This window comes from Blastococcus sp. MG754426 (assembly GCF_021699055.1).
GTDB lineage: Bacteria > Actinomycetota > Actinomycetes > Mycobacteriales > Geodermatophilaceae > Blastococcus.
Window position 1 is genome coordinate 54,427 of record NZ_SSXC01000006.1, and the last position, 17,235, is coordinate 71,661.

The following is a 17,235-nucleotide window of genomic DNA, read 5'->3' on the forward strand; positions in this document are numbered from 1 at the left end:
GATCAACGCAGCTGTCGCAGGGCGCGGCGGGCTGCGCGGGCCGCGTCGATGACGTAGCGAGTCGCGAAGGCCTCCTGGTCGACGAGGCCGAGCGCGCCCATAGCCGCGCGGATGCTGGCGCGGGGGTCGTCGTCGACCAGTGGGACAGGCTCGGCGTGCCCACCGGCCAGCTCGAGGAGCTCCGCGGCCTGCATGCACTCCAGGGCGATGTGTGCGGGGACTTGCTCTCGGTCGGCGCCGACGGCGTCGAGCAGGGAGGCGGCGTAGCTGAGCGGGTCGATGCTCGCCTCGACGGTCACGGCGGCTCTCCTTCACTTGGTGGACTGCACCGAGGCTGGGTCGCCGCGGCCGGTGAGTGGGGATGTGGCGATCAACCTGTGGATCGCGGCGGGGCTGTTTACGACCGGTCATCTGGGCGGCGGCGTGGCTGGGCCGCCGTCCGCATCGGGAACGGGCAAGGCGGCCGGGCAGTCGTCGAGCAGTCGCCAGTGCAACTCCCGCGCCGGATGCCGGTCGGGAAGCGGGGCGGCGGCGAGGCCGGGCAGCCCGGCGGCAACGTCGTAGCCGGCGGCCGCGGCGCGGGTGAGGGCGGCGGACAGAGGCCACCAGTCCGGGCCGTCCAGGAGGCGCGGATCGATCCGCCGGGCGACGGCCTCCCACGCCGGGTCTGCAGGCTCGTCGTCCCGGCGGCCGACCGGCTCGCTCTCCATCTCGGCGGCGACGCGCACGATCTCGGCCGCGATGGCGCGCCGCCGGGCCTCGGGCATGGCCTCGCACCACGCGGCCAGCAGTTCCGGAGTGTGGCGAGTCATCCACTGCCGGCTGACCCGGACGCCGCCGAGCAGCGCGACCCAGTCGTCGGACCGGTCAGGGCGCGGAGCAGCACTCATCGGGTAGCTCCCTCGCCGTCGTCCAGTGTGACTGTGTCCGGTGCCCCGTCAGATGACTGGGCCCCGGTGTCGGCGTCGAAGCGGCGGCGCCGCTCCGCGACGGCGGACGGAGTGCGGTAGTCGGCGTCCCAGGAGCGGGCCGGCCAGTCGACATGTCGGCCGGGTGGGCAGCCGAGGCCCTGTCGCTCGTTCATGCGGGCGTAGAAGCCGGGCAGGGCGTAGCGGTGCCACTCCTCCATCGGATGGGGAACCGTGGCGTCGGCCGCCGCGGCCCGCATGCACGCGAGGACTGCCAGCTCGCGGACCAGTGCCGGGTGGGCCGGCCAGCAGGAGGGGACGAAGTGCGCGGTTTGCCAGGCGTAGGTGTGGTTGAGCCAGCCGGCGACGTCGTCGATCCACGACCACAGCTCCCGGCGCACTTGGGGAGAGCAGGTCGCCGGGTCCCACGGCCGGTCTAGCAGCCCGTAGGCCGATGGCTCGAGCCCGGACACCTCGGCCTGCCGCAGCATCTCCAGCGCGTGCCGGACCCAGCGCGGCGGTCGCGGAAACGGGGGCGCCAGGAGGATCTCGGTCACGACACCTCCCAACTCGCGGGCATGGTCCCTGCGGCTTCAGCCGTCGGCTCGGAGGGGCGGCGGGGGCGCTCCCCTCCCCCGGTGCCGCGGCCGCGGGCGGCCATAACCCGGTCGCGGGCGGCCGCCTGGGCGGCCAAGAGCGTGGCGCCCCGGCGCCCCGTGAGGCACCGGGTCAGACGGGCGATCAGCGGCGGCGCGTTCTCTGCGAGCACCAGCGCCCGGCCGGGCGGCAACAAGCGGATCTCCTCCGGCCGCAGCACCGGGGTGTCCTCGCCGTGGGTGGACCGCGCCCAGCCGGCGCCCCGGTAGCTGTAGGAGGAGCGGCGCACGCGGGTCCGGCCGATCAGCTCGGAGAGCTCGCGGTAGAAATCGCCGTCCTTGCCGCCGCCGAAAGCGATCACGACGTTGGTGAGGCCGAACAGGGCCCGGGCCTCGTGCTCGCCGTAGAGCAACACCAGCTGCCGCCAGGTCTGGGCGGCGTAGATGTAGCTCACGCCCAGGGCCCGGTCGTTGGCCATGCGAGTGCGCAGAGTGGGCAGCGGCGCGGTGGACGGCAGCTCGTCCAGACAGGCCAGCAGCGGCGGGCACAGCCGGCCGGTCCGCGAGCCGGCGGCGAGTTGGAGCGCGGTATCGAGGACGTGCTCGGCCAGCGCGGTCAGCAGCGGGGACGCGGAGGCGTAGGGGTCGTCGCGCCCGAGCAGGTAGACGGTGCCGCCGGCAGCGAGGAGACCGGCAACCTCGGTGGCCGGCCGGCCGGGCCCGGGAGTGCAGCGGCGGCGGATGTCGGCCTGGAAGAACAAGGCCAGCGCCTGCTGGACGGTCGTGGCGGTGTTCCCGGCGGTGCGCGGGTCGCCCTGCATGGCGCCGTGCAGCAGCCCGTCCCACAACGGCGCGGCCTGCGGGTGGCCCCGCAGGATGTCGGCCGGGGCGGTCGCGGCCTGCGGATGGGCCGCCCACTCGAGGACGTGCTCGACGGTGCCACCGGTCAGCGCGGCGGCGTGGAAGTAGGCCTGCAGCACCTTGGCCGCCTCGAAGGCGTAGAAGCGGGCCGCGCCGTCGGAGATCCCCCCGGTGACCGCGCCGGCGACGGTGCCGGCGGTGAACGCCTTCGCCCGACGCTCGGCGACCATCGGATCTCCGCAACCGGCGACCGGGTCCCACACCAGCTCCGGCACGCCCGGGACCGAGCCGAACGGATCGCACACGGCGACCGGCCGCCCGCCGTCGGCGCGGGCGTCGAGGGTGAGCAGCAGGTCCTCGGCCTTGGTCAGCGTCACCAGCGCCGCGCCGGGCGCGTCCAGGAGCGCCGGTGCGAGCAGGTCAAGGGTCTTGCCCGAACCCTGCGGGCCGTAGATGCCGGTGGTCCGGTCGAAGGGCACCCACAGCTCTCCACCGGCGGGGACGGCGCAGACGCCCAGCCGCCAGCCCACGCCATCCGACTCGGGGGACCGCCCGCCTCGACCCGCGGAAGTGGGAAAGTCGGGCCGGACCACGGCAGCGGCGCGACGCAGCCGGGAGCGGCCAAGCACCTGCTCGACTTGGCTGCGGTCGGCCATTCCGCTCGGCGTCCCGAGCAACCGCCGTCCGGCCCAGACGGCACCTCCGCTGGCGACGAGGAAGGCGACGAGCAGGACCGCGATGACGGCGTAGACGGCGGGGGTGCCGGGCAGCGCCGCCGCCTGGCTCGCGTCGAGGCCGGTGTCCGGATCCCCGACCAGCAGGCCGCCGATCGAGGCGGTCAGGGCGGCGCCGTCGGTCGGCCAGACCCAGCCGCCGCCGTCGAGCACCGCGGCCACTCCGCGGCCGACAGGCAGCAGCAGCGCAGCAGCGGCCAGCCAGGCGCTGACGGCTGCAGCCGGGACCTCCCAGCTCGCCGGGCCCACGTCTGCGCGCGCGCCGACGCCGGTCATCGCCGCCGTCCGTACGGCGTCCGGTGCATGGCTCCTCCTGTGGGTCGGAAAAGGGGGCACGAGCAGGTCAGCCCGGGTTGGACGCATTCAGGTCCACGCCGCGATCGGCCAGCCACGGAACCGGGTCGAGCGGCGCGCCGTCCTGGCGGACCTCGAAGTGCAGGTGGACACCGGTGCTGTTGCCGGTGGATCCCTGGAAGCCGACCAGCGTCCCGGCGCCGACGTGCTGGCCCGCGCTGACCGTGTAGGTCGAGAGGTGCCCGTACCGGGTGGTCACCCCGCCGCCGTGGTCGAGCTCGACGAGGTTGCCGTAGCCGGCCAGCCCCAGGCCGCCGTCACGGTCGCAGTAGGCGCTGGTGCAGGCGGCGGTGATGACGGTGCCGCCGCCGGCGGCGTAGACGGGGCTGTCGCGGGGGCCGGCGATGTCGACGCCGGCGTGCAGGGTGCCCCAGCGGGGCCCGGAGCCGGAGGTGACCTGACCGGCGGTGGGCCGGATCCAGGATCCGGCGGGCACCGGAAGGTTCGGGCAGACGCCGGACGCCCCGCGAGCAGGGTCGGCAACGATGGCCTGGGCGGTGGGCCACAGCATGCCGGTCAGCTCGCCCGCGAACGGCGCCCAGCGGGCGTAGGCGCCGCCCGCGGCCGAGACCTGCACCTCCTGGGCTGCCTGGGTGAGCGGGATGGTCCGCCAGTTCGGCACCTCGACCAGCCGGTCGTAGAAGGCCGCAGCGGCGTAGACGGGGTCCATCAGCTGGGCGACGGTGCCCCAGCCGGCGATCCAGCGCTGCTGGAAGGTGTTGACGCTGTCGTGGTCGGAGCCGAGGCCGTCGTGCGCGTGCTGGAGGCTGGTGGCGGTCACCGCAGCCTGCTCGGCGGTGAGTTCGGGGCTGCTGCCGTCATTGGCCAGCATCCGGATCCGGGACTCCTGGTATGCGGTGGCCAGCGCCACGGTGGCCGCATAGGGGTCGAGTCCCTGCGCCGCGGCGACGGCGACGATGGTCTGCGCGTGACCCATCTGGACGGCGTCCAGCTCGATGCCGGCGACGGTGCCCCGGGTGCCGCCGATCGAGCAGCGCGACGATGCGGCCGCTGGCTGGTCGGGTGCGGCCAGAACGGCGAGCGGGATTAGCAACAGGGTGAGCCCGGCGAGCACCGGGAGGGCGACCGGAGCGGCGGCCTTCCACAGCCACGCCCGCGCCGCGCGCTCCGCCGCGCCGCTCATCGCGCTCCCCCGGCGGTGAGGGCCTCGTTGGTGTAGGTCAGCCGCAGCTCGGGCTCGGTGAGGACGGTCTGCACCTTGAACGCCCGGTCCCCGACCAGCCACAGTGCCCGGCCCTTGCCCGCGACGGCCCAGCCGGTGACCACCCGCTGGGCTATCGGGGCCAGGCCGAGCAGGCTGCCGAGTTCGTCGCCGATGGCCTGGTCCTGGCCGTGCAGGACCTTGACGTCGCACAGGTGCAGCAGGTCGCGGCCGATGGCGACCGCCTGCGAGGTCGCGTCCCCGGCGGTGAGCATGTCGGAGGGCTTGTGCGCCAGCAGGATCTGCACGTCGGCGTCGCGGCGGGACAGCCGGAGGTTGGCGTCCAGGCTCTTCATCGCCTCGGCACCCAGGCGCATTTGCCGCCACGTCTCGTCGCGGATGACGATGCGCAGGTCCCCGGGCTCGGCGATCTCGCGCATCGCCTGGCCCCAGGAGTTGAGGCAGGTCAGCGCGATGCCGACGGCCTGGTCACCGAGCGGCTCGACCCGGGACAGCGACAGCGACTGGATCGGGGCGCGCCAGTCGACGGCGATGGTGGTGTGGTCGTCGAACAACCCGGCCAGGGAGCCCTTGACCAGGGCGCCGAGAGCGTCGCGGAGAGTGCGGGTGGCGTCGATGAAGTGCCGCCGGTCGGCGTAGCGGCAGCCGGCGACGAGCTCGTCGGGAGGCTCGTCGAGTGCCCGCCACAGCTGCGGGATGGTGGGCTCGGTCAGCCGGGTGGCGCCCGAGCGGTAGCCAGTGAGCAGCCGCAGCGCCTCCCCGACCGCGGTCTCCTCCACCGGGCCGAACGGCACCGCCTGCGAGCCGATCAGGCCGCGCAGCAGCACCAGCCACCGGGCGAACAGGAGCGCCTCGCGGCGCCGGGCCTCGGCGGCGTCGAGGCGGTCCCAGCCGTACCCGAGCGGGCCGAAGGCCAGCGGGTTCACCCGGGTCGGCAGGCCGTGACCGATGACGAACGGCTCCACGCCGAGTGCTCTGCAGAGGGGCTCGTACTCGTCCTTGGTGTCCCCGAGGATGAGAGTGCGATAGCCGTAGGCGAGCATCCGCAGCGCGAAGGCCTTGACGGTGGCGGACTTGCCGCGGCCGGGCTTGCCGAAGACGACGACGTTGGGGTTGGTGACCGGGAGATCGTCGTCGGTGACCCAGCCGACCGGATCGCAGTAGAACGCTCCGCCGGACAGCAGGTCGAGTCCCATCTGTGCGCCGGTGGGCGGTAGGCCCGAGGTGGCAATCAGGGGCCACACCACCGGCGTCTGCTCCGAGGTCATCCGCCACACCGACAGCGGCGCCAGCGCCGCCGCTCGGCCACGACCACGTCCGCGGGGGCCGCGGCGGGGCACCAGCTGGGTGAACGGCCCCCGTTCCCGTGCCGCGGTCTCGATCGCGGGGACGGCGGGCAGCCGGTGGCCGAAGTCGTCGAGCAGGACAGCGACGTCCCGGCCACGGCGGAAGGGACGGCGGCTCATCGTCGGCCTCTGCGGTCCGGCAGCCCAACGCCGAGGGGAATGGCGGCAGCGGCGAAGGCGGAGTCCTGCGCCAGGTCGAGTCGCAGCGGCACGAAGCCGGCGGCCCGGACCGAGGCGGACAGCCGGCGGCCGTGCTCGACCACCGGCCACGTCGCCGGCACGGTGACGCAGGCCGCCGCGGCGACGCGCACCAGAGCACGGCCGGCGGTGAGCTTCTCCTCGGCGGCACCGACCCGCTCGGTGTCCCGCCGCTGCCGGGCCCGCTGCCGGAAACCCATCCGGGCGCGCATCTCGTTGCCGGTGGTGGCGCTCATCTGCTCCCGACTGACCACCCGGGTCGCCCGGGTCAGCGGCAGCGGGTCGAGGAAGACGGTCAGGCAGCGCCGCTCCCCCGCCACCGTCGGCACGAGCACCGGGGCGAGCGCGCCGAGCACCGCACCGGAGTCGGGCAGCAGGATCGTGTCGGTCACCGACGCCCAGGCGTCGTGCAGGTAGTGCCGCACCTCGGCGCGCGCCATCGTGGGTGCCGCGGCGGCCATCGGCACCCCGGTGGCCAACTGCTGGCTGGAGGCGGCCGCCAGGTCGGCGGCGACCAGCTCGCCACGGTCACCCGGGGCGAAGCTGGTGCGCACCGCGGCGGCGAGCTGTGCGGAGTCGAGCCAGGACACCGTCGTGCAGCCGACGGGTCCACGAAGCGCGGCCTCGACCTCTGCCATCACCGAGTGCAAGACCCGGGCCCGGCCGTCCACGCCCCCGCCGGACTCCCTCGCCGCCCGGGCGATCCGTCCCTCGCCGACCACGACGGTCACGAACGCTTCGGTCCGTACCGCGGCCGGCGTCAGCGTTGCGCCCAGCAGCGCGTTGACCCGCGCGGCGAGCGTCGGCGCGTCGGGGTGGGTGTGAGTGCGTTCCCAGGCGGCGCGCTCCGCGCCGTCGTCGGGCACGGTGCGCACCTGCAGGACGAGCACGTCGATCAGCTCGGTGCGGGCGGCGAGCTCGCACATCTCGGCCAGGCCGGCGCCCATCCGGTCCCGCTCGCCCGCCTCGGCGAGCCCGATGCCGGGATGGGCAATCGACGCCACCGCTGCCCAGGTCCGTGCGGCGCAGTTCTGCACGATCACCGGCCGGGTGAACAGCTGCCCGAAGGGCGGCCCGTCGTGAGTGCGGATTCCGGCGAGCACTCCCGGCAGGTCGGCCTCGGACAGGTCGTCGGCCGTCCCCGCTCCGGCCCGTGAGCCGAACGCCGCCCAGCCCATGGCTCCTCCGATCGCGTGCAGACAGAGGTCGCCGAACCAGCGGCCGGCGGCACGGCCCCGGATAGGCACCAGCAGCACGGCGGCCAGCAGCGCCCACACCGGCAGCCAGCCGACGAACAACCCCCAGGCCTGGCCGTTCAGGGCCAGCAGCGCCGGAACGCCGGCGAGCGTCACCAAGGCCAGCTGCGTGCCGGTCATCCCCAGGAACCAACCGGAGACGTCCTTGGCGTACTCGCCGTAGCGGTGTGCGCTCATGCGGCACCGTCGTCGGCAGGAGAGTCAGGCCGCCCCCGCGGAGCGGGGAGGTCGGATTGGGGAGACCCGCCGCGTCCGGCGCCGTTGGCCCGCTCCGCGGGCCAGCCAACAGCCGCTGCGCCGTCGGCGAGGGACGACCACAGCGGATCAGGAGTCAGGGGGTCTTGGCCGTCCCCGTCCGGACGCGGCGACGCGTCGTCCTGTCGTGAGAGCGCGGTTGCGCGAGCGTGCCCGTTTCCCGCCACGGAAGCCCGGCCCCGAACTGACTGCCTGTAGTAGGGCGCGGTGTGTCCGATGCCAGCTCCGGAGAGGACGTCGGCCGCCGAGGCGGCCACCCCAGCGGCCAGACGGCCGGCCGTGGAGGTGCCCGTTGTCAGCGCACGCAGCGCGCCGGCGAAGCGACCACTGGTCGCGGCGTCGGCGGTCGACTCCCCCTGCGCGCGGTCTCCAACCAGCTCTGCCGCGGCTCCGGAGGCCGCAACCCCACCGGAGGCGGCGACAGCGGCGGCCCCCGCAGCACGACCACCTCCCCCGCCGAGATTGCCCAGTGCGCCCATGACTCCGCCAGAGGCGGCCAGGGACGAACGCAGAGCCGCGCCGCTGGAGGTACCGGGGTCGACAAAGGCCAGCAGCCGGAACAGCGCCAGCGGGCAGATCGCGCCGAGCAGAATCAGCAGGCAGCCGACCACCGCCATGCCGACCGCTGCCTCTGTGCTCGTTTCCTCGGCTCCGGTGACGATGCCCTCGGTGATGGTGACGCCGACACCAAGGATGAGGACGGCGACCGGGGCGACCAGCAGTGCGGCGAGGAACCAGCGCAGGCTGCGCCAGAACCAGGCGCTCGAGGACTGTGCCAACAGGCCGCCGGCCGAGATGGCCGAGGTCGCCGCCAGCACGATCAACGCCGCCTCGCGGACCAGCATCAGCAGCAGGTAGCCGACGCTGGCCGGCACCAGGAGGAAAATGGAGCTGACTCCGAGAACGGTGGCAACCGTGCCGTTGACCACGTCGCGGCCCACGCTGATCGACGGGTCAAAGGCGGCCAGAGTGTCGATGTCGAGCAGGCTGCGCAGCAAGGCGGTGATCAGCCCGGAGACGCCGGTGACCAGCAGCGCCGCGATGCCGACGTAGCTGACCCAGACCAGCCCGAACTGCAGCAGGCCGATGAGCAGCCGGCCGAGGCTCTGCCCGTCCCGGCGTGCCGCCGCGACACCGAGTTGCACCATGGCCATCAGCGCAGCCACGGCCGCGCCGATGCCGAAGGTCACTGGATAGACCCCGGCCAGCGGGCCCCCTGCGGACAGGTCAGGGGTGGCGAGCGCGTCGATCACCGAGAAGGCCAGGCCCAGTAGCCACAGCCCGGCCTCCCACAGCGACAACATGGCGCTGATCCACACGTCGGCGACCACGGCTCCGGCCGCTTCACCGATCACGCAGAACGGGTTGGTCGGCAGACACGACAACGCGTCCTCGGCCGATGACGGATCGGCCGGGAAGGCGACCACCACCGCCGTGTCGGCCAATGCGGGAGCGGCGACTGCCAGCCATCCCGCCGCCGCCAGCAGAACGACGACCAAAGCTCTGGGCCCGACCCGACTACGCCGTCGTGGCTGTGGGCTAGGCATGGCGCAGATCCCGCCAGCCAGCCGCGATCGCGGTGTCGGTACCCGGCCAGACGGACGGCGCCGGCGCGGGCTCCGGCCCGGCACCGATCATCCACCGGTCCCCCACCCATGCCATGCGCTGGCAGTCGGCGATCGCGATCCGCGACGTCTGCTCGACGGTGACGGTGAACTCGAGGTTTACGCACACCACCGCGAACTGCGGACCCACCGTTCCCTTGATCAGCCCCATCGCCGGTCGGACAACGATGGCCAACTGCGGGGACCCGGCACCGGACAGCCCCGCCGCCGACAGAAGGCTCGCCATGCCAGCCACCCCGGACCACGACTCCGGGGTCGGGCCGCCAGGGGCAGCCCACTCGGCGATGACACGCCGCACACCGTCCATCGAGCCGGTCTGCATCGCCGTCACGTCGATCGCGGCCAACTGCGCCAGGGCCCCTTCCGAAGTGCGGGGAAAGCCGGTGGGCACGTCAGCCGGGCCGTCGGCCGTGGTGCGCGGCAACTCGATGACACCCGCCGCCTGCCGCGACACCGGACCTGGCAGCGCGTCGTCCGGGTCGGCGGTCGGCATCGGCGTCGCGGCCAGGGCATCTTGGGACGACGTATCCGTGGAGAGTGAATCTCCCTGTCGCGCAGCGTGCGCTGAGCCTGACTCCTCGGTCAGCGCCCCAACGACTGCGAGGACCACGCCGGCCAAGACCGCTAGCGCGACGAGGGCGGCGACCACGACCAGCGTGAGAAGTCGACCAGCTCCCCACCCAGGGATAGCGCTTCCCTGGACGTCTCGGTGGCGGCGCATCACGTGCACCCGCTGCCGGTGATCGAGTCCAGGATGACGAGGATGACCGTGTAGGCGATGGCCACCATCACCACCACCGCGACGCCCATGGCCCCGTACCGGGAGGCGTGCGGATGGGAGAAGATCCGCCCGACGAGGATCGACCCGAGGGACACGACCGCGCCGATGCCGATCAGCGCCAGCACGCCCCACTTCACCCAGGCGGTCACATCGTCGGCGAAGGCTTCCATCCCGGGCGGTGCCTGGGGGCAGACCGCCGCGCTGATTTCGGCCGGCGTCGCAGTCGCCGGCCCGGCATCCAGCACGACGAACCCGGCAAGGACGAACACCACGCTTGATGCGGCCCGCACCGCCACGGCGGTGCTCCTGCGTCCGGCGGTCACGGAGTCTCCCCCGCCGGGGCCACGAGTGCGGCCAACGACCGGCCGGCGGCCGCCACTGGCTTCGGTAGCCGGTCGCCGGTCAGCCCGGCAATCTGCAGTTGCCGGTCGATCGGCACTGGGACCACCTGCCCCCGCGACCGCAACTCACGAAGCCGCGGACCGCAGCTGACCTCCACCAGCCGGGGCCAGCGGGCCGGGCCCACTGCGGCGACCGCCGCCTCGCCGCCGACGGCGGCGAGCAGCTGCTCGGTCTGCCGGACCGACGGCACCGTCACCCGGGTGACGACGACGACCATCGCGCCGCCGACGACCGAACCGGGTGGATCGAGCAGCGTGCGGGTCAGCGACCAGCCGGCATCGACCACCCTCAGGGGCTCAGCGTCGTCGGTCTCTGGTGGCGGCGGAAGCACTCCGTCGGCCGGATGCCGAGTGAGGCGGACGACGTCGAGTCGATTCCGGCGACCGCGCCGCCAGGCCCCGTCCGTGCCCATCTCGATGGCCGGGGCCGCCACCAAGCCCGACTGGACAGGCTCGGCATAGTCGACCAGCTGCACACGCCTGGCTTCCGCCAGCCCTTCGGCCACGGCCAAGGCGACCGTCGAAGCGCCGGCGCCGGCGTGACCGGCCATCACCAGGACGACAGGATCGCCGACGTTGGACGCCACCCACGGGATCGAACTGGCAGCCGGCCGGGAGGCAGCGACAGGACCCGCAGCGCGCGACGCCTGGCCTCTCCAAACGACGTCGAGATCGTTGAGGTCGTCGAAGTTCCCTGAGCGGATCGCGATGACGGCCGCGCGCATCGCCTCGACCGTCATCGGCCGTGCTCGACGAGAAGTCAGTGGGTCCGCGATCGCCATCGATCCCGACGGCGGCGCGTCACGGCTCATCCGACCGCGCCGCGGTCCCCGACGCGGGGTTGGGCTCTGCATGCGCCGACCGTGTCGTCCGGGCCTCCAGAAGTCCTCCAGTTAGCAAACTGGAGAGCGGTCATCGGCCGAGGTGAAGTGTGTGCCGGCGCTGGGGTGGTACCGAACGACTCTCACCGGCGGACGACTGGAGGATTACCGGAGCCCCGACGCCGCACGCCGGCGGATGCCGGCCCTCGATCGGGTTTCGGTCAGGGACGCTGGGCACCCTGCCGTGGAGCGCCGACCGCGCGCCGTGGAACCCCGTGCTTGTCCAGCACGCGGCGGACTGCGGTGGGCGAACGGTCGATCAGCTCGGCGATCTGCCGCAGCGAGCGGCCGGCGGCGTACTCGGCGAGGACGAAGGCCTCCAGCTGCGTCTGCAGCCGCAGACTGGGCACGGTGCCGGTGCGGGCAGTACCGGCGAAGGCGGGCAGCGGGCGAAGCTGTGGCCGCGGCGGATAGGGCATGGCTGGATCAGTGCCGAGCCGGCCAGGCGATCAGCGGTCCCAGCCGGAGGTCGGGGTCTACGCCCTGGCCGGCCGGAGCGCAGTGATCGTGGCTGCCGGCGGCGTGCGCAAACGCAGCGAGCACCAGGCCGAGTCTGCGACGGTCCAGCGCCACCACCACGTCGGCAAGGTCGACCGGCCGGCCGTCGGCGAGGCTTACGGCTACCCGGAGCACCGCAAGCTCCTCCGGGCTGCCGGGCAGCCGCCCGTCGGCGAGGGCAGCGTCGAGCTCGGCCCACTCAATGCGCGCCCACATCTGCCCGCCGACCGGCTCGGCCTCCACCGTGATCATCCCAGCGGCGGGCAGATGAGCCGGCCAGTAACCGTCGTTGGCGAGCAGCAGCACGGCGGCCTCGGCGGCGTAGTCACCGACCGCGGCATTCAGCAGCGCGACCTCTACCTCGTCGAGGTCGAGGTCGGCGGCGATCGGGTCGATGATGACCAGCGTCTCTCCTTCCATCCCGAGGGCCTGCGCACTCGAGTGTGGTCAGCAGGTACGACACCTCGACCTGCCGGCGAAGGTCCCGGACGTCCCGGACTGCGGTTCGTCCAGGTTGGACGCTTCCCTCGTTGTGGTGGATGCAGCCAGCGGCCGTCGTCACGAGGCACGGTCGAGGAACTGCCGGCGGGCGCGGTTGATGGTCTCCGCGGTGCTCATGGGCAGGTCCATCTCGTCCTCACCGTCGTGGACGGCCACGATGCGAGCGACGTAGGTCTCGGCCTCGGCGCGGTTGCCCTGGTGGTAGGCCACCCACATCGCGTCCAGCAGCACTTGTTCGTCGTCCGGCGCCACAAGCAGGGCGGTGGCCGAGGCGGTGCCGGCGGCGGCCAGGTCGCCGTCGGCGAGGGCGGCGGTGACGACCTGGTGGGCGACGTCGCAGACCGCGGCGGTGAGTGTGAGGTCCAAGCCGTCCAGCCACTCGTAGCCGGCCGGGCGCTGGGCGAACGGCGAGCCAGACACCAGCTGAAGGGCGGCCAGCAGGTCGGGCAGGCCGTCGTTTCCGCGGACAGCGGCGCGGGCGCGCAGCTGGCGGAAGAGGTCGGCGTCGACAAGCACGCCGGTCAACGTGTAGCGGCCGCGGTGGCCGGAACTGACGTGCTTTTGGCCGGTGGCGGGATCGGTGCCCAACCAGGCGCGGGCGCCGGCGGTGACCCGGTGGACGTAGGCGCGGGCGCTGACCGGGTCGGCCCTGCCGCCGCGGGCAGGCTGCAGCGCGGTGGCGGCCTCGTCGGCGGTGGCGCCGTGCGGGCGGGTGGCGAGGTAGGCGACCGTCTCCTCGTAACGGCGCCGCAGCCCGGACCGGGCGACGGCCGCCTCATCACCGTGCGCGCTCAGGGTGACCGGTCCGAGCAGCGTCAGCCGCGGCCGGGCGCATTCTGGCGACCACCAGTCGGCGAGATCGCGGTCGAGTTGGGCGAGGTCGTCCTCGATCCGGCTGCGCATGTCGGCTGGCGCCGCACGCCCCGGCGCCTCGGCGGCATCGCTCGCCGACGACGTCGTTCGGGCGGCAATGTCGGTCGGCGAGCGCGGCGTGGCATCGCCTGCTGCAGCAGTGGTGGACCTGCGTACGACCGTCTGCGGGGCGGCCAGTTGGACCCGTGGCTCGGTGATGCCCGAATCGGATGCGTCGTTGCGGAGGGCGCCGGCGGCGTCGGTGTGCACCTGCCAGGGGCGGTCGCCGGCGGCGACGGGGATTGGGTCGTCATTGGAGTCACGCTCGAAGGCCAGCAGCGTGGCGATGTCGCGACCCTGCTCGGCGGTCAGTTGTGGAGCCGGTAGCCGCAGCCCCAGTGCCGGAATGAGCAGCGACCCGTCGTCCGTCAGCGTCAGCAGCCACTCGTCGCCGGCCTCCCCCGCGTCGACGCCGAGCACGAGTGCGACCGCGGCGCGCCGCTCGCGGGCGGGCAAAGCAGCGGCGGCCTCGGTCAGTTCGCCGCCCTGATCTGGCGTCTGTGGGTTGAGGACGACCTGCGGCATCCAGCCGTCCCCCGCTCCGGCCCGCAACCGCCCGTCCAGCACGTCGTCGGTGTCGCGCTCGGCCGCTTCCCGCAGCGCGGCGTGCAGAGCGGGATCGTTGGCGGTGTCGGTCGGTTGGACCCGGTGCGGTGCCAGGTCGAGCAGTTCCTCGCCGAAACCAACGGTGGTGACAGTGAGGTGGTCCGACCAGCTGTTGACGGCCAGTTCGGCGGCCAGGTGCCGGGCGAAGTCCGTGCGGCGGTCGGCCGGTCCGGTCACGTACACGGCGCCGAGGCGTTCCAGGTCGAGCAGCCAACGGTCGCCGCCGTCGGTCCCGATGGTGACCAGGGTCGGATATGGCGCCAGGCGAGCCCGGACCACTTCGGTGGCCACGCCGGTGTCCCGGTCCAGCCGCACGAACCACCACAGGCCGGTGTCATCGGCGGTCCACGGTTCGGGCGGCGGACTGTCGGCCGGGGCGTGCAGCCGCAGCTCGAGCCGGCCGCCGTGCAGTCGGGCGGCGACAACGTCGGGCATCAGCCCGTCTGGGTGCTCGGAGATCCGGACGGCGAGTCCGCGCAGCGCCAGGTCGAGCGCGTCGTAGTCGGCCGTACCCGCGTCGGCCGCCGAGGTGACGACCGTCTGGGTGGCCGACAGCCCCTTCGGGAGGGGAATCAGCCGTCGGCCAGGGCGGCGGCGGCGCAGCCGCTGGCGGCGGTGCGCCAGCCACGTCGCGCCCACGCCTGCGGCGAGCAGTGCCCCGCTGCCGGCGAGAACGGCCGCCAGTTCCGCCGGGAACTGGTCCCCGTCGGCATCGAGGGCATCAGCGTCGACTGCCGACTGCACCGGTTCCTCGGCTGGACTCTGCGATGTCGGCGAGGCGGCGGAGGTCGATGAGGGCTCCGCCGGCACGGCTGGCTCGTCCTCATGCGGCGGGGGTGGCGGCGGTGCCTCCTCAGCCGGTGGTTCGGGGGTGGCGGGCGAAAAAGAGCCAGCGGCTGCCGGGTCTACGGGCGGGAGGTCGAGGACCTGCCCGGGGAGGATCAGGTCGGGATCGGTGAATCGGCCGCCGCCGGGAAGGGGTTCGCCGGCATTGAGGGCGTAGATCGGCTGCCAGCCGTCCAGGCCGTGTTGCTCGGCGATGTCGGTGAGGGTGTCGCCGGGCCCCACGGTCACCTCGCCGGCCGTCCTGTCGACCACGGGGACGCTGGCGTCGGGCGGAAGGATCAATACCCAGCCCGGACGGATCAGCCCCGGGTCGATGAGGATCGCGCCGTCAGGCTGGGGCCGGCCGCGGTTGAGCTCGAGGATTTCCTCGAAACGGGTCCAGTCGCCCAGGTAGCGGGCGGCGATGCGGCCGAGAGTGTCGCGCGGCTGCACCGAGTAGGTCGGACCGGCCGCGGGAGGTGCGGTAGGCGGGGTGTCGGCTGGCGGGGCGGGCGCCGGCGGCGGCTCCTCGTGGTCAAGCGGCTGTTCGGCGACGACCGGCGGACCGGCCACGGCCGGAGCGGCCAACAGCGGTGCGCTGGCGAAACCGAGGACGGCGGCCACCAGAAGGCCGGCGAGCTGCTGTGGGACCGCCAGGCCGGGCAGCCGCAGCGGTGGCAGTCCGCGCAACTGACTGACGAGCTCGACGGCCACCGACAGGGCGAAGCACGCCCAGGCACTCCAGCCGATCACCACGAGCAGTCCGAGGAAGACGGCGCCGGTGTCCGGTCCGCTCAGCGCAGTGGTCACCTCCACCCAGGAGGGCAGCTCGTCGGGCAGGTAAGCGCCACCGAGGTGCCATAGCGCAATCGGGACGCCGGCGACGGCGGCCGCCAACACCAGAAGGGCGAGCAGCTGGCGCAGCACGTCGAATGCCCGCGGTGGCGTGGTCATGGGCCCGCTCCCCCGTTCTGGCCGGTCCCTGTGATCAGGTCGGCGGTGCCGGAGCCCTCCACCGTGAGGGTGGAGATGCCGATCAGGCCCAGGAAGGTGGTGGGCTGGGTGATCGTGGTGGTCACGTACAGGGTGTCGCCGTCGACGACCGTCACCGCGCCCTGCACGTCGTTGCGGTCGAGGTAGTCCTGCGCGGCGGCGACAGCGGCGGTCGGGTCGACCTGCACCTGTCCGGCGAGGGCCGCGGAGATGTCGAGGGCCTGTCCGCCCGCGCGCGCCGCCTCGTCGGCGATGGCGTTGGCGCGCTGGGTCGCGGCCACCTTCGCGCCGCCGTCGACGGCCAGCCCGATGATGAGCAGCAGCCCGGGAACGAGAACGGCGAGGAAGACACTGATGGCGCCGCGCTCTCCGTCCGGCCGCCGGTGTCCGTGGTAGCCGGTCATCGTTCGCGGTAGGCGTCGATGGGGCTGATGAAGGAGGCTTCGACGGTGACCGAGCCGGGGAGGCCGGGGGCCAACAGGTCGGCCATGCCGACCACGCAGGTGATCGACACCGTGACGTCGCCCGGCTGGCCGAGCGGGGCTTGGAACCCCGCGGTGTCGACGTCCACCGTGGTGCGCTCGCAGCGCAGATCCTGAGCGGCCAGGGTGCGCTCCGCCTGGGCGCCGGCCCGTGCGGCGGCGGTGGCAGCGTCGCGGGCGAGCGATGCCTCCCGCGCGGCGGCTCGTGCGGCCTCTTGGACGGCACCCTCGGCGATCTGGGTGCGGCCGGCGACGACGGCGAAGGACAGCAGCAGGAGGAGCGCCGGGGCCAGCAGCGCCAGCTCGACCGACACCGACCCCCGCTCCCTGGCCTGGGCATTCATGGCGTGGGCCGTTCCACCGGGCCGACGGCGGTCTGGGTCACCGACCAGCCCGACAGGCCGGGGAAGAGGCTGAGCGAGCTGCCGGTGACGGTCACCTCGATGCTGCTCGGCGAGCCGGTCACGGTCACGTTCCGGGCGACGAGCAGGTCCTGCGCGGTCTGGTCGAGGAAGCCCTCGGCGGCAGACTGGGCGCGCGCGGTCGAGGCAGGCTGCACGCGGCCCTCGCGGGCGCCCTCCTGGGCGGCGCCCAGCGCGATCGAGCGGGCGTAGAACCACAGAGCCGCCTGGATCAGCGTCATCACCAGCAGCAACACCACCGGGAAGGCGACCGCCAGTTCCACCGACGCCGCACCGCGCTCGCCCGACATCCGTCGGCGCCCCACGCCGCCGGCCCGGCTGCCCGTAGCAGGGCAGGGCCGGGACACGGCCGCAGGGCCACACGGGCCGGCGAGGTGAGGCACGGGCCGGGCTACTGGATCTGGGCCGACCGAGAGGTGACCGCGTTGGCGATCACGGCCACCAGCGCGACGGCGATGCCGATCAGCGCCACAGTGATGATCACCTGCTCGACCGACAGCGAGCCGCGCTCCGGCTCGTCGCGGAGATCGCGCAGCCGGTCGCGCAGCTGCGCGCCGACGACGGTCAGGAGAGTGAGTATCGAGGTCATCGGGGTTCCTCTCGGATCGGGGTCACCG

At 73.6% G+C, this 17,235-nt stretch carries 18 protein-coding genes; all 18 read right to left on the minus strand.

Going from position 1 to position 17,235, the window contains the following annotated elements:
- Nucleotides 1–2: 2 nt before the first annotated feature.
- Nucleotides 3–299: a hypothetical protein gene (locus E9549_RS04670; RefSeq protein ID WP_097197041.1), complete on the minus strand. Its 297-nt coding sequence runs from the start codon at nucleotides 297–299 to the stop codon at nucleotides 3–5.
- Between the two features lie 108 nt (nucleotides 300–407).
- Nucleotides 408–767, minus strand: a complete 360-nt coding sequence (locus tag E9549_RS04675) for a hypothetical protein (RefSeq protein ID WP_236825402.1) — start codon at nucleotides 765–767, stop codon at nucleotides 408–410.
- A 119-nt stretch (nucleotides 768–886) separates the two neighbouring features.
- On the minus strand, nucleotides 887–1,465 hold the full coding sequence (locus E9549_RS04680) for a hypothetical protein (protein WP_097197039.1): 579 nt from the start codon (nucleotides 1,463–1,465) through the stop codon (nucleotides 887–889).
- A complete protein-coding gene (locus E9549_RS04685) occupies nucleotides 1,462–3,375 on the minus strand; it encodes a type IV secretory system conjugative DNA transfer family protein (protein ID WP_097197038.1) in 1,914 nt (637 codons plus the stop codon). The genes E9549_RS04680 and E9549_RS04685 overlap by 4 nt, the downstream gene beginning before the upstream one ends.
- 67 nt (nucleotides 3,376–3,442) lie before the next feature.
- Nucleotides 3,443–4,597 (minus strand): M23 family metallopeptidase, encoded by a 1,155-nt coding sequence (locus E9549_RS04690; protein WP_097197037.1) that lies wholly within the window; start codon nucleotides 4,595–4,597, stop codon nucleotides 3,443–3,445.
- Nucleotides 4,594–6,102: an ATP-binding protein gene (locus E9549_RS04695; RefSeq protein WP_097197036.1), complete on the minus strand. Its 1,509-nt coding sequence runs from the start codon at nucleotides 6,100–6,102 to the stop codon at nucleotides 4,594–4,596. Before E9549_RS04695 ends, E9549_RS04690 begins: the two co-directional genes overlap by 4 nt.
- Nucleotides 6,099–7,613, minus strand: coding sequence for an SCO6880 family protein (locus E9549_RS04700; RefSeq protein ID WP_097197035.1), 1,515 nt, complete (start codon nucleotides 7,611–7,613; stop codon nucleotides 6,099–6,101). Before E9549_RS04700 ends, E9549_RS04695 begins: the two co-directional genes overlap by 4 nt.
- Entirely contained in the window at nucleotides 7,610–9,190 is a 1,581-nt protein-coding gene (locus tag E9549_RS04705; protein WP_225232359.1) for a hypothetical protein, read from the minus strand. Before E9549_RS04705 ends, E9549_RS04700 begins: the two co-directional genes overlap by 4 nt.
- A gap of 40 nt (nucleotides 9,191–9,230) precedes the next feature.
- Nucleotides 9,231–9,809 (minus strand): hypothetical protein, encoded by a 579-nt coding sequence (locus E9549_RS04710; protein WP_236825403.1) that lies wholly within the window; start codon nucleotides 9,807–9,809, stop codon nucleotides 9,231–9,233.
- Nucleotides 9,810–10,036: 227 nt separating this feature from the next.
- Nucleotides 10,037–10,420 (minus strand): hypothetical protein, encoded by a 384-nt coding sequence (locus E9549_RS04715; protein WP_225232360.1) that lies wholly within the window; start codon nucleotides 10,418–10,420, stop codon nucleotides 10,037–10,039.
- Nucleotides 10,417–11,238 carry a hypothetical protein gene (locus E9549_RS04720; RefSeq protein WP_097197032.1) on the minus strand — a complete coding sequence of 274 codons (822 nt, stop codon included), beginning with the start codon at nucleotides 11,236–11,238 and terminating at the stop codon, nucleotides 10,417–10,419. The genes E9549_RS04715 and E9549_RS04720 overlap by 4 nt, the downstream gene beginning before the upstream one ends.
- 302 nt (nucleotides 11,239–11,540) lie before the next feature.
- Nucleotides 11,541–11,798, minus strand: coding sequence for a helix-turn-helix domain-containing protein (locus E9549_RS04725; protein WP_097197031.1), 258 nt, complete (start codon nucleotides 11,796–11,798; stop codon nucleotides 11,541–11,543).
- Nucleotides 11,799–11,805: 7 nt separating this feature from the next.
- Nucleotides 11,806–12,297 carry a hypothetical protein gene (locus E9549_RS04730; protein ID WP_097197030.1) on the minus strand — a complete coding sequence of 164 codons (492 nt, stop codon included), beginning with the start codon at nucleotides 12,295–12,297 and terminating at the stop codon, nucleotides 11,806–11,808.
- 138 nt (nucleotides 12,298–12,435) lie between these two features.
- Nucleotides 12,436–15,648, minus strand: coding sequence for a LysM peptidoglycan-binding domain-containing protein (locus E9549_RS04735; RefSeq protein WP_236825404.1), 3,213 nt, complete (start codon nucleotides 15,646–15,648; stop codon nucleotides 12,436–12,438).
- A gap of 23 nt (nucleotides 15,649–15,671) precedes the next feature.
- Complete coding sequence (locus E9549_RS04740) at nucleotides 15,672–16,118, minus strand: TadE/TadG family type IV pilus assembly protein (protein ID WP_014375313.1); 447 nt, start codon at nucleotides 16,116–16,118, stop codon at nucleotides 15,672–15,674.
- The gene (locus E9549_RS04745) at nucleotides 16,115–16,510 is read right to left on the minus strand and encodes a TadE/TadG family type IV pilus assembly protein (RefSeq protein WP_236825405.1); all 396 of its coding nucleotides are present in this window, start codon (nucleotides 16,508–16,510) and stop codon (nucleotides 16,115–16,117) included. Before E9549_RS04745 ends, E9549_RS04740 begins: the two co-directional genes overlap by 4 nt.
- Nucleotides 16,511–16,536: 26 nt before the next feature.
- Nucleotides 16,537–16,881 (minus strand): TadE family protein, encoded by a 345-nt coding sequence (locus E9549_RS04750; protein ID WP_097197073.1) that lies wholly within the window; start codon nucleotides 16,879–16,881, stop codon nucleotides 16,537–16,539.
- A gap of 128 nt (nucleotides 16,882–17,009) precedes the next feature.
- On the minus strand, nucleotides 17,010–17,207 hold the full coding sequence (locus E9549_RS04755; protein WP_097197027.1) for a hypothetical protein: 198 nt from the start codon (nucleotides 17,205–17,207) through the stop codon (nucleotides 17,010–17,012).
- Nucleotides 17,208–17,235 lie beyond the last annotated feature (28 nt).

Bases quoted from the DNA above. Each gene is read 5' to 3' on its own strand.
- E9549_RS04730 (WP_097197030.1), bottom strand. From the start codon at position 12,297: ATGGAAGGAGAGACGCTGGTCATCATCGACCCGATCGCCGCCGACCTC.
- E9549_RS04740 (WP_014375313.1), bottom strand. From the start codon at position 16,118: ATGACCGGCTACCACGGACACCGGCGGCCGGACGGAGAGCGCGGCGCC.
- E9549_RS04685 (WP_097197038.1), bottom strand. From the start codon at position 3,375: ATGACCGGCGTCGGCGCGCGCGCAGACGTGGGCCCGGCGAGCTGGGAG.
- E9549_RS04710 (WP_236825403.1), bottom strand. From the start codon at position 9,809: ATGCCGACCGCCGACCCGGACGACGCGCTGCCAGGTCCGGTGTCGCGG.
- E9549_RS04675 (WP_236825402.1), bottom strand. From the start codon at position 767: ATGCCCGAGGCCCGGCGGCGCGCCATCGCGGCCGAGATCGTGCGCGTC.
- E9549_RS04725 (WP_097197031.1), bottom strand. From the start codon at position 11,798: ATGCCCTATCCGCCGCGGCCACAGCTTCGCCCGCTGCCCGCCTTCGCC.
- E9549_RS04700 (WP_097197035.1), bottom strand. From the start codon at position 7,613: ATGAGCGCACACCGCTACGGCGAGTACGCCAAGGACGTCTCCGGTTGG.
- E9549_RS04720 (WP_097197032.1), bottom strand. From the start codon at position 11,238: ATGACGGTCGAGGCGATGCGCGCGGCCGTCATCGCGATCCGCTCAGGG.
- E9549_RS04690 (WP_097197037.1), bottom strand. From the start codon at position 4,597: ATGAGCGGCGCGGCGGAGCGCGCGGCGCGGGCGTGGCTGTGGAAGGCC.
- E9549_RS04695 (WP_097197036.1), bottom strand. From the start codon at position 6,102: ATGAGCCGCCGTCCCTTCCGCCGTGGCCGGGACGTCGCTGTCCTGCTC.
- E9549_RS04755 (WP_097197027.1), bottom strand. From the start codon at position 17,207: ATGACCTCGATACTCACTCTCCTGACCGTCGTCGGCGCGCAGCTGCGC.